A 10879-nucleotide genomic window follows, 5' to 3' on the forward strand; every position below is an offset into this window, starting at 1 on the left:
GTTCCAAAAACCGTCCGGGGATACGGTAAACCCCGAGTTTCTCGCAATGGAGGTCGTGGGGCAGCTATGGGGCGAGTTCCTCGTTGCCCAGGCCGCTAAAGAGTTCTTCATAATAGACCAGCACGGCGCGGCCGAGAGGGTCAGGTTTGAAAAGCTCAGGAAGGGGTACCGTTCCGGCTCCGTACCCTCGCAGTACCTTCTTATCCCGGAACGGATAGAGACCGCCCCGGACGAGAAGGCCGCCGTCGAAGGCGCCATGGCCGAGCTCGAGAGGCTCGGCTTCGAGGTGGCCCCGTTCGGCTCTTCGACGAGCAAGGGCGGCGGCACCTTTATAATAAAGGCCGCGCCCGAGATGCTCGGAGGCAGGGAAGCGGGGCGGCTCGTAACCGACCTTGCCGAAGAGCTTTCAACGCTCGGCGGGAGCGCGAACGTCGAGAGAAAGCTGGACGAGGTGTTCATAAGAGTCGCCTGCCACAGTGTCGTTAGGGGCAGGAGGCCGCTTACGGGGGAAGAGGCCGCGGCCCTCTTAAGGGACCTCTCGGAGGTGGACTTTTCCGGACACTGCCCGCACGGAAGGCCGGTCGTAAAGAAGGTCACGAGGGAAGAGGTGGAGAGGATGTTCAAGAGAGGATGACCGGTACGGGCAGGATAAAGATAGTTATAATAGTTGGGCCCACGGCCTCGGGGAAGAGCCGGCTTGCTATAGAGCTCGCCCGCGTCTTCGACGGGGAGGTGGTAAGCGCCGATTCCATGCAGGTATATAAAGGGATGGATATAGGCACTGCCAGGCCCTCCCCTGCGGAGCGCGGCGCCGTACCGCACCACCTTATGGATATAGTGGACCCGGACTGCGACTACACCGCGGCGCGCTTCAGGGAGGACGCAGCGGCCGCGATAAACGATATAGACTCGCGCGGGAAGAGGGCTTTCGTCGTGGGCGGCACCGGGCTCTACATACGCGCCCTGACCGAAGGGCTCTTCGAGGGGCCCGGCGAAGACCATAGGTTCAGAGACGGCCTTAAGAAGGAAGCCGCCGAGCACGGCGGGCAGTCGCTTCACCGGAAACTCGCGGAGGTCGACCCGGTCTCGGCCTCCCGCACGCACCCCAATAACACCCACAGGGTCGTAAGGGCGCTAGAGGTCTACCACCTTACGGGCCGTCCGATATCGGAACTTCAGGCCGAGCACGGCTTCGGGGAAGAGCCTTTCGACCTGCTCAAGATAGGGCTCGTGAAGGAGAGGGAGGCTTTATACCGCGACATAGACGGGCGGGTGGACGGGATGATGGAGGCGGGTCTGCTTGCCGAGGTCTGCCGCCTGATCGATGCGGGTTATGGCGCGGGTTATAAAGAAGGGTTGAAGTCCATGCAGGGTCTGGGGTATAAAGAGATGTTAGACCACGTGGCCGGAGGGTGTACGCTCGAGGAGGCGGTCCGGCTCTTAAAGAGGAATACAAGGCACTACGCCAAAAGACAGATGACCTGGTTTAAGAAGGACAAGGATATAAGGTGGTTCACTTCCGGGGAGAGTTCCGTTATAATCCCCGTCGTGAGGGAGTACTTCGCCGTGGAGGTCGCGGCGTCCGGGTGATAAAGAGGGTCGGCATAGCGGCGCTGGTCGTTCTCCTCGCGGGCGTTTATGCCCGGCCGGCCCTTTCCGAGATTACGGCCGTCGAGGCCGAGGGGGCCGCTCCCAGGCTTGAGGACGAGCGGGAGACAAGGGCCCTCGCCCTCGAAAACGCATTGAAGGACGCGGTGACAACGGCGCTCGGAGAGGTCCTGACCGAGGAGGCCGTCGAGGCCTACTCCGGCATACTCAACGTAACCATATACCCCAATGCCCGGGACTACGTCCTCAACTACAGGATACTTTCCATGGGCTGGATTACCCATCTGGCCAATGCGCCGTTTCCGCCACCCGAGCCCCGGCCCGGGGATGCGCCGCAGCCCGCGGGGGGGGTGGAGGGGGTTGGGGTCGAGGCCTACCACGTATGGATAGAGGCCAGCGTGGATATAAGGAGGTTGAAGAAAGAGGTGCGGTCCATGACGGTCATGGGAGTGGAGGAGACCTCCAACGTCACGCTCACGGTCCTCGGCGTTACGGACTACGCCGCGCTCGAAGAGCTTAAACGTATGCTCGGGCGCATGGAGATCGTGAGGGACGTTTCCTATCGCTCGTTTTCGAGGGAGAGGTTCGAGGTCGATGTGGAGGTGGCCGGTACGGCCCGGACGCTCGTGGAGTGGATAGACAGGGAAGCCGGGGACCGCTTTGTCGTGGTGCCCGAGGGGGGCGACAGGGTCGTCGTAAGGGCTGCCCGCAGTACCGTCACGGAGGAGGAATGAAAAGGGTTAAGATACTACTGCTGTCTGTTTTTGTTCTCTGTCTGGTCCTCTCGGCCTGCTCGAGGGAGGTGCCCTACAGGCTTTCGAAGGGCTACGCCGAGGCGAGCCCCGTAACCCTGCTGGTGCTCCCGGTGGAGGGCAGGCGGGGGAGCGCGGAGGTAAAGGGCCTTTTAAGGGACACCGTCACCGAAAGGCTCCTGAACATGGGCTACAGGATCGTCAACCCGGAGAGGGTAAACGACGCCTACCTGAGAATAAGCCCCGAACGCCTCGAAAAGCTCTCCCCGGACGAAATGTGCGAGCTCTTCGATGCCGACGCGGTGCTCTACACGAAGATGACCGTATGGAGGGAGAGGCTCTTCCTCAACTACGCCTCCTTGAAGATCGGCGCCGCGTTCAAGCTCTACTCAAAGGGCGGCACCAGGCTGTGGAAGGCGAAGTACAAGACCAAGGAGTCGGACCTGCGGTTTGATAAGGAATTTATGAAGCTCTCGGTAATAGAGGCGTACGAGCCGAGGGTCCACAGAGTAGTGGATGCGGTCTTCTCGACCCTGCCGGTAAGGGTCGCGCGGAAGGAGGAGGGGAAAAAATTCTTCGACTGGCTCCCGTAAGGGGGCATCGCTCACGACGTACCGCAGGCTGACCGGGATCGCACATGTCCATATACCCCACGCTCAATATCCCCAACGTCCTGACCATAGTCCGGCTCTTGCTGGTGCCGGTGTTCGTGGTCCTGGTGGCCTACGAGATGTTCTACGCGGCGCTGGCCGTCTTTATCACGGCCGGCATTACCGACGCGCTCGACGGCTTTATCGCCAAGAGGTTCGACCAGAGTACCGAGTTCGGCACCCTCATGGACCCGGTGGCGGACAAGTTCCTCCTCATATCGGCCTTTATCGTGCTTACGATAAAGGGCTGGATGCCGCCGCTCCTCTGCACGCTGGTTATTTTGAGGGACATGGTCATCATCGTAGGCTTCATAATGCTTGCGAGTGCCGAGAAGAGGATAGACGTGGTGCCCGCAAGAGAGGGCAAGATAACCACCACGCTGCAGATTATAACGGTCATAATGGCCATACTCGCTGCGGGCGAGCCCGACCCGCTGTTTACGGGGCTCGTCGTTGTCACTGCGGCCGCTACCGTCTATAGCGGCTTTTACTACGTCTGGAGGGAGGTCGGCGCACGTAAGGGGAGGGGTTAAGCGCGGGCTTTATCCCCCTCTGGTCTCTCTTCGGCCTTCTTTTTTAGCGTTTGCGGAGAGGTAATACTTGACAAATTTGATAAGGTATATTAGACTGTTATTGTGCGTTTCTGCGGGGAGAATAGCGGGGAATAGAAGATGAGGCTTACGACCAAAGGTCAATACGCCGTGAGGGCCATGGTAAACCTCGCCGCTCACGATGACGGCAGGCCCGTGAACCTTAAGGATATTTCAAGGGAGGAAGGGATCTCGCTTTCCTACCTCGAGCAGCTCTTCGTAAAGCTCAGGAAGGGGAGCGTGGTAAGGAGTGTCCGGGGTCCCGGCGGCGGCTACGTGCTGGCCAAGCCCTCCTCGGAGATAAGCGTCGGGGAGGTTATAAGGGTGGTCGAGGAGCCGCTTAACCCGGTGGCCTGCCTCGATGACGACCCCGAGGCGTGCGAGAGAAGCGACGGGTGCATAACGCAGAAAGTATGGAAGGGGCTCGGGGACAGGATAAAGGAGTTCCTGAACTCCATAAGCATAGAAGAGTTGAGCCATGAGGTAAAGGCCCACGGCGGGGAAGGCCCGGCCGAGGATAACGTGCGCTGCCCGCCCGCCTGAGCCGGAGCGGGAGAGAAGGGCAAAAACGGAAAAAACATTTACGGGAGGAATTTTTGAAAAAGATATACTTCGACCATAACGCCACCACGCCGGTAAACCCGGAGGTCTTCGAGGCCATGAGGCCGTACCTTACCGGCGAGTGGGGTAACCCGTCGAGTATCCACTGGGCCGGGAGGGGTCCGAGGAAGGCGGTGGACGAGGCGAGGGAGGCGGTAAGCGGCTTTCTTAACTGCAGCCCGCCGGAGCTGATCTTTACGAGTTCCGGCAGCGAGAGCGACAACCTGGCGATAAAGGGGGTCGCATTTTCTAAAAAAGCCAAAGGCAACCACATCATAACGACGAAGGTCGAGCACCCGGCGGTGCTTAATACCTGCAAGCAGCTGGCAAAGGACGGTTTTGACGTGACCTTCCTCGACGTCGACGAGGAAGGCATGCTCGACCTGAATGAGCTTGAGAAGAGCATAACCCCGAAGACCATACTCATAACGGTCATGTACGCCAATAACGAGACCGGGGTTATATTCCCCATAAAGGAGATAGGCAGGATAGCCCGGGAGCGGAAGGTGGTTTTCCACACCGACGCCGTGCAGGCGGCGGGCAAGCTGCCGCTTGACGTAAAGGATCTCGGCTGCGACCTCCTGAGCGTCTCCGGCCACAAGCTATACGCGCCAAAGGGCGTGGGCGCCCTCTACGTCAAGAGGGGCGTCAGGCTGGTGCCCCTTATCCACGGCGGGCACCACGAGAGGAACAGGCGCGGCGGCACCGAGGACGTGGCCGGCATAGTGGCGCTCGCGAAGGCGTGCGAGATGGCCCTGAGCGAGATGGCCGGGGAGGGCGAGCGTCTCTCCAAGCTCAGGGACAGGATCGAGCTGGGTCTCATGGAGGCGATACCGCATGTCAAGCGGAACGGCCACCCCGATAAGAGGATACCCAACACCGCGAACCTGAGCTTCGAGTTCGTCGAGGGCGAGTCACTTCTCTTGAGCCTCGACATGCTCGGCATGGCGGCCTCGAGCGGCTCGGCATGCACCTCCGGGAGCCTCGAGCCCTCGCATGTGCTGCTTGCCATGGGGCTCCCGCACGAGCTCTCGCACGGCTCGGTGAGGTTCAGCCTCGGCAGCTCCACCACCGAAGAGGACGTGGATTATCTCGTGGAGAAGATGCCCCCCATAGTCGAGAGGATGAGGAACATGTCGCCGCTGTGGAGCGAGGCGGAGGGCAAGGCCGCCAACATAAGCTTCCAGGAAAAGGGCGGCCGTTAAAAGAAAGGGAATAACGATATGTACTCCGAAAAGGTGATGGACCACTTCTCCAACCCGCGTAACGTAGGGGAGCTGGACGACCCGAGCGGTATCGGCACGGTCGGGAACCCGGCCTGCGGCGATATAATGAAGCTCACCATAAAGGTCGAGGACGACGTCATAAAGGACGTAAAGTTCAAGACCTTCGGCTGCGGCGCGGCCATAGCCACGAGCTCGATGGTCACGGAGCTCGTCAAGGGAAAGCATCTCGACGAGGCCGAGAAGATCTCGAATAACAGCGTGGCCGAGGCCCTCGACGGCCTGCCGCCCGTTAAGATGCACTGCTCCAACCTCGCCGCCGACGCGCTCCATGCCGCTATCGAAGACTACAAGAAGAGAGAAGACTCGAAGTAAACCCGCCGGTATGCGCGTGCGTTCCGACTACGCCGGCGCATAGCGGCTCTTTATCTCCATACTTCCATGAAAAAGAAAAGGGTAGTAGTTGCGATGAGCGGCGGGGTGGACTCCTCCACCGCCGCAGCACTCTTGATGGAGCAGGGTTTCGAGGTCGTGGGCATGACCATGCAGCTCTGGGACTACTCCGACCGGGAGGAGGGGGAGGAGGGGGACCGGGCCGCCACGTCGGGAAGCTGCTGCTCGCTCGAAGACCTCTATGACGCCCGGAGGGTGGCCGCCACCCTCTCCATACCATTCTACGTCGTAAACCTCGAAGAGGTCTTCACGCGCGAGGTAGTCGACTACTTCGTCAAGAGCTACCTATCCGGCGAGACCCCCAACCCGTGCGTTAAGTGTAACGAGATCATGAAGTTCGATGTGCTCATGCGTAAGGCGATGGAGCTCGAGGCCGACTACCTCGCCACGGGCCACTACGCCCGAATAGAGGAGACGGACGGCGCCATGAGACTCCTCAAGGGTACGGACCCCACCAAGGATCAGTCATACTTCCTCTTCACCATGACCCAGCCGCAGCTCCGGAAAACACTCTTCCCGCTCGGCTCGCTTACAAAGGAAGAGGTGAGGGAGCGGGCCAAAGGGCTCGGCCTCCGGACGGCGGAGAAGGAAGAGAGCCAGGAGATATGTTTTATTGACGAAGAGGGTTACGGAGAGTTCCTTGCCGGGAAGGCCAAGATGCCGCCCGGCGAGATCGTCGATACAAGCGGCACGGTGCTCGGCGAGCACAGGGGGCTATACCGTTATACAGTAGGCCAGAGGAAGGGGTTAAAGTTGAGCAACGGGCCGTTTTACGTCCTCGGCATGGATATGCGGAAGAACAGCCTTATAGTCGGAGGCGAGGACGAGCTCTACGCCGGTGGGCTCAAGGCGAGGGATGTAAACTGGATAAACGGTGCGCCTTCGGCCGGGGAGAGCGTTACGGTTAAGATACGCTACAGGCACCCCGGCGTCGAGTCCGTCATCTCAATCGACGGGGACCGTGTTGAACTTAAATTTTCAACCCCCGAGAAGGCCGTTGCCCCGGGCCAGGCCGCGGTCTTCTACCGGGGCGACGAGCTCCTCGGAGGCGGGTGGATAGAGGGGGCGCTCGAATGACCGAACCCTTGAAGGTCGCCATAACCACGCTCGGCTGCCGCTCCAACCAGTACGATTCCTCCGCCATCGAAGAGATGATAAGGGAGGCGGAGATGGAGACCGTACCGTTCTCCTCTCCGGCCGACGCCTACATAATAAATACCTGTACCGTCACGGGCAGGACCGACTCCCAGTCGCGCCAGCTTATAAGGAGGGCGCGGAAGAAAAACCCATCGGCCGTGGTTATCGTTACGGGCTGCTACGCCCAGGTCTCGCCCGGCGAGGTCGCGGAGATAGGTGGGGTGGATTACATAGTCGGAAACCCGGAAAAGGGAAGGGTGATCGAGTATATTAAAAAGGGCACGAGAAGGAACGGGCCCGAGGAGGCCGTCGGACCGTGGGAGGATGGCCCACCCATCACACTCCGGGTGAAGGAGCCCAGGGGCAGGACGCGCGTTAACTTCAAGGTCCAGGACGGCTGCAACAGGAGTTGCACGTTCTGTATAATACCGAGGGCCCGGGGGAGGCAGAAGAGTTTTCCGGTCGAGGACTGTCTCAGAGAAATAGAAGGGTTCATCGGGAAAGGCTTTAAGGAGATAGTCCTCACCGGCATACACCTCGGCGCATACGGCGCGGAGTTCAAGCCGACCCTTACAATAACGGACCTCCTGAAAGGGATAGAGAAGAACCGCTACCCGTGCCGCTTCAGGATAAGCTCGCTCGACCCGGACGAGGTAACGGACGAGCTCGTGGAGTTCATGGCCGGGGCGGGCACGGTCTGCAACCACCTCCATCTTCCGCTCCAGAGCGGGGACGACGCCATACTGAAGGCGATGCGCCGGCCCTATACGCGCGGCTTCTTCGCCCAGAGGGTTTCAAAACTCCACGAAACCGTGCCGGGGATCTCGATAGGCGCTGACGTTATCGCGGGCTTTCCCGGCGAGCGCGAGCGCGAGTTCGAGAATACCTTCAACCTTCTTAAAGACCTTCCCGTATCCTATCTGCACGTATTCCCGTTCTCAAAAAGAAGGGGCACTCCGGCCGCCGGGATGCCCGGCCAGGTCAACGGAAAAGTCATTAAGGAGCGGTGTCGGAGGCTGAAGGATCTCGATACGTTGAAGAGGGACGGGTTCTACGGAGAGTTTCTCGGTAAAGAGACGCACGTGCTCGTCGAGTCCGCGAGGGACGGAAAGACCGGGCTCTTGAAGGGCCGGAGCCGCAACTACATACCGGTATTCCTCGGCGGAGATGACGGGCTAAAGAGGAAAGAGGTAAGGGTGACGCTTACGGAAGCGGGAGAAAGGGGCATGACGGGAAGGGTATGAAGAGAGAAGATGCGTTAAAGGAGTTCGAGGGTACTTTACCCTTCTCGTTCAAGGACGGAAAACTGCTGGAGACCGTCTTCGTGCACCGTTCGTATCTGAACGAGACGGCAGCCGGGGATCTTGAATGCAACGAGCGGCTCGAGTTCCTGGGCGACGCGGTGCTGTCGAGCGTCATGAGCCACCTTCTCTTCGAGAGGTTCCCGGAGATGGAAGAGGGGGAGCTTACGAGGACGAGGTCGAAGCTCGTCAATAAGCGCACTCTCGCCGGGCTCTCGAAGGGTTTGAAGCTCGGGGAGTTCCTCCTTATGGGCAGGGGAGAGCTCGGCTCGGGCGGGGCGGAGAACCCCACCATGCTGGCCGACGTCTTCGAGGCCCTAATAGCCGCCGTCTACCTCGACCGGGGCTACGACGAGGCCTTTTCGTTCGTGGAAGAAGTTTTTTCACCGTTGATAGGTGAGTCGTTGGAGGCGGCGGGGCACTTCGATTATAAGCCCCGGCTCCAGGAGCTCAGCCAGGACCGCTTCAAGGAGGGGCCGCTCTACACGGTAGTGAGCGAAGAGGGACCGCCGCACAGAAAACTTTTTGCGGTGGAGGTCTCTGTTGGGGGGAGGACGCTCGGCAGCGGCACGGGCCCGAGGAAGAAGGACGCCGAGCAGGCGGCCGCGGCCGAGGCGCTCGAAACCCTTAAAGAGGAAGAAGCCTCGACGGAATAGAGTGCCAGGAAAAGGGAGAGAAAGAAAACTCGTAATACCGGTCTTCATACCCTTTGGCGGCTGTCCGCACCAGTGCGTTTTCTGCGACCAGGCGGGTATAACCGGCGTTGAGGCGCTGCCCGCCACCGGAGAGGTCCACGAGATGATAGAAAAGTATCTCTCGACATGGAAGGGGGGGAGAGGAAACGGCAGTAAGGAAGCCGCTTTCTACGGCGGGACCTTTACCGGCCTTTCTCCGGAGCTCCAGAGGGAGTATTTAAAAACCGCGTACGAGTTCGTCCTCTCCGGCAGGCTTGACGCGCTGCGCGTATCGACCCGGCCCGACTACATCTCACCCGACACGATAAAACTTTTAAAAGAGTACCGGGTCGAGACCGTGGAGATCGGCGTGCAGTCCATGTCGGATGAGGTGCTGAAGAAATCCGGCAGGGGCCATTCGGCCGGTGACACGGTCCGCGCCGTCGGGCTCTTGAGGGAAGCGGGCCTGAGCGTCGGGCTTCAGCTCATGCCAGGCCTTCCCGGCGACACGGTTGACTCCATAGTCGATACCGCCCGTAAGGCTGCGGCGTTAAAACCCGACTTCGTGAGGCTCTACCCCGCGCTCGTTATGAAGGACACCCCGCTTTATGATATATATAAGAGGGGGGAGTACACGCCCTGGCCGCTCGATGAGATGGTCGGGGTCTTAAGCGAGGCGATGGGGGTTTTCGAGCGTACGGGCATAAAGGTCATACGGGTCGGGTTGCAGCCCACCGAAGACCTGGAGAAGAGTATAGTCGCGGGCCCCTACCATCCGGCGCTGAGGGACCTTGTGGGGAAAGGCCTCCAAACGTAAGAACGCAAATGAAAGGGTTGCTTCTCAAGGTACCGGTGGTTCCATAACGTCTCGGTGTGTTTCCACGCTGGGACAGGGAGGTGGCAATGTCACTCGTAAACATGCAGGTCTGCAGGAGAAGGAAAGCGGCTGCATTCGGCTTCACGGGCCATGCACTACTTGTGGTAACAGTCTCCTTCTTATGTTACGGTTGCGCCACCACAGGCCGACCGCTAAAAAGCGATGAAATCGATCAGGTAAAAAATGCCGCCGTTTTATGGGCGGTTCATTACCCGCGAGCCAGGTTCGAAGCGAGAACGCCCGGTAAGACCGCCATACTTGGCGGCGGTGCTATGGGAGCCTTGTTAAACATAGAGGCAGGAAAGAGTGGTGGAGAGAAGATGTGGGAGGCGTATTCTCTCCAAGACCCGGCAGTGGTGATAAAGAATCAGTTTCTTTCCGGCTTAACCCGGCAGCTTCGAGCAGGTAATTTCCGGACTGTTTCAGATGTTCAAGATAGCGATAGGGTTGATGATCTTAAGGCGTCCTTCGAAACGGGAATGGTTGTCGATTTCAAGACTACACGGTTGCTTCTATTCTACTATCCGACGGATTGGTCTCATTATCGCCTTGCGTATCAAGCTCGTGCGAGATTGATACGCATAGAAGATTCCAAAATCGTATGGCAAGGCGGTTGCAAGGTGGTAGGGGACGATCCCACGACCAGCCCAACGTTCGAGGAGTTGCAGGCCAACGGCGGCAAACGTCTGAAAGAGATGCTCGTAGAGGCCGGGAATGCCTGTTCGGAACAGCTGTTAGCTCAAGCTATTGGGAGCAAATAATTGTTTCGGGACCTGCTACAGCGTTGTAGGGTGGACATTGCTCACCGGTGAAGTTAAGCGCCGGAAGGGAAAAACGTAAATGAAAGGGCTGCTCCTCGTGGTATCGGTGTTTTTTGCCTTAGCCTTGCCGGCCCCTGCGGCCTCGGAGCAAATACCCTCCGTCGAAGAGTGCGGGGCGATCGTCATGAGGACGTCCGAGGGCTGGTGGCTCAGGGTAAAAAAGGACGGCTCCGGGGCGTACGGCTTCGGGACC

13 protein-coding genes are annotated in these 10879 nt (G+C 59.4%); all 13 read left to right on the plus strand.

The genetic code is table 11. The annotated features are described in order from the left end of the window. On the plus strand, window positions 1–634 hold a 634-nt coding region (locus V3W31_09830), incomplete at its 5' end, for a DNA mismatch repair protein MutL (GenBank protein MEE9615226.1). Further along, window positions 631–1590 (plus strand): tRNA (adenosine(37)-N6)-dimethylallyltransferase MiaA, encoded by a 960-nt coding sequence (gene miaA / locus V3W31_09835; protein MEE9615227.1) that lies wholly within the window; start codon window positions 631–633, stop codon window positions 1588–1590. The genes V3W31_09830 and miaA, both read left to right, overlap by 4 nt. Next, a complete protein-coding gene (locus V3W31_09840; GenBank protein ID MEE9615228.1) occupies window positions 1587–2342 on the plus strand; it encodes a hypothetical protein in 756 nt (251 codons plus the stop codon). The genes miaA and V3W31_09840 overlap by 4 nt, the downstream gene beginning before the upstream one ends. Beyond that, a complete protein-coding gene (locus tag V3W31_09845; GenBank protein MEE9615229.1) occupies window positions 2339–2953 on the plus strand; it encodes a GNA1162 family protein in 615 nt (204 codons plus the stop codon). The genes V3W31_09840 and V3W31_09845 overlap by 4 nt, the downstream gene beginning before the upstream one ends. 44 nt (window positions 2954–2997) lie before the next feature. Continuing rightward, window positions 2998–3543 carry a CDP-alcohol phosphatidyltransferase family protein gene (locus tag V3W31_09850; GenBank protein ID MEE9615230.1) on the plus strand — a complete coding sequence of 182 codons (546 nt, stop codon included), beginning with the start codon at window positions 2998–3000 and terminating at the stop codon, window positions 3541–3543. Window positions 3544–3681: 138 nt separating this feature from the next. After that, the gene (locus V3W31_09855) at window positions 3682–4143 is read left to right on the plus strand and encodes an Rrf2 family transcriptional regulator (GenBank protein ID MEE9615231.1); all 462 of its coding nucleotides are present in this window, start codon (window positions 3682–3684) and stop codon (window positions 4141–4143) included. A 53-nt stretch (window positions 4144–4196) separates the two neighbouring features. Further along, complete coding sequence (gene nifS / locus V3W31_09860) at window positions 4197–5405, plus strand: cysteine desulfurase NifS (GenBank protein MEE9615232.1); 1209 nt, start codon at window positions 4197–4199, stop codon at window positions 5403–5405. Window positions 5406–5423: 18 nt separating this feature from the next. Further along, window positions 5424–5798 (plus strand): Fe-S cluster assembly scaffold protein NifU, encoded by a 375-nt coding sequence (nifU, locus tag V3W31_09865; protein MEE9615233.1) that lies wholly within the window; start codon window positions 5424–5426, stop codon window positions 5796–5798. Window positions 5799–5864: 66 nt separating this feature from the next. Then, entirely contained in the window at window positions 5865–6953 is a 1089-nt protein-coding gene (gene mnmA / locus V3W31_09870; protein ID MEE9615234.1) for a tRNA 2-thiouridine(34) synthase MnmA, read from the plus strand. Next, a complete protein-coding gene (mtaB, locus tag V3W31_09875) occupies window positions 6950–8257 on the plus strand; it encodes a tRNA (N(6)-L-threonylcarbamoyladenosine(37)-C(2))-methylthiotransferase MtaB (protein MEE9615235.1) in 1308 nt (435 codons plus the stop codon). The genes mnmA and mtaB overlap by 4 nt, the downstream gene beginning before the upstream one ends. Continuing rightward, window positions 8254–8970, plus strand: coding sequence for a ribonuclease III (gene rnc / locus V3W31_09880; GenBank protein MEE9615236.1), 717 nt, complete (start codon window positions 8254–8256; stop codon window positions 8968–8970). Before mtaB ends, rnc begins: the two co-directional genes overlap by 4 nt. Before the next feature lies 1 nt (window position 8971). Beyond that, a complete protein-coding gene (locus V3W31_09885) occupies window positions 8972–9805 on the plus strand; it encodes a radical SAM protein (GenBank protein ID MEE9615237.1) in 834 nt (277 codons plus the stop codon). Between the two features lie 86 nt (window positions 9806–9891). Next, complete coding sequence (locus tag V3W31_09890; GenBank protein MEE9615238.1) at window positions 9892–10626, plus strand: hypothetical protein; 735 nt, start codon at window positions 9892–9894, stop codon at window positions 10624–10626. The last annotated feature ends 253 nt before the right edge of the window (window positions 10627–10879 follow it).

Source organism: Thermodesulfobacteriota bacterium, from assembly GCA_036482575.1.
GTDB lineage: Bacteria > Desulfobacterota > GWC2-55-46 > GWC2-55-46 > JAUVFY01 > JAZGJJ01.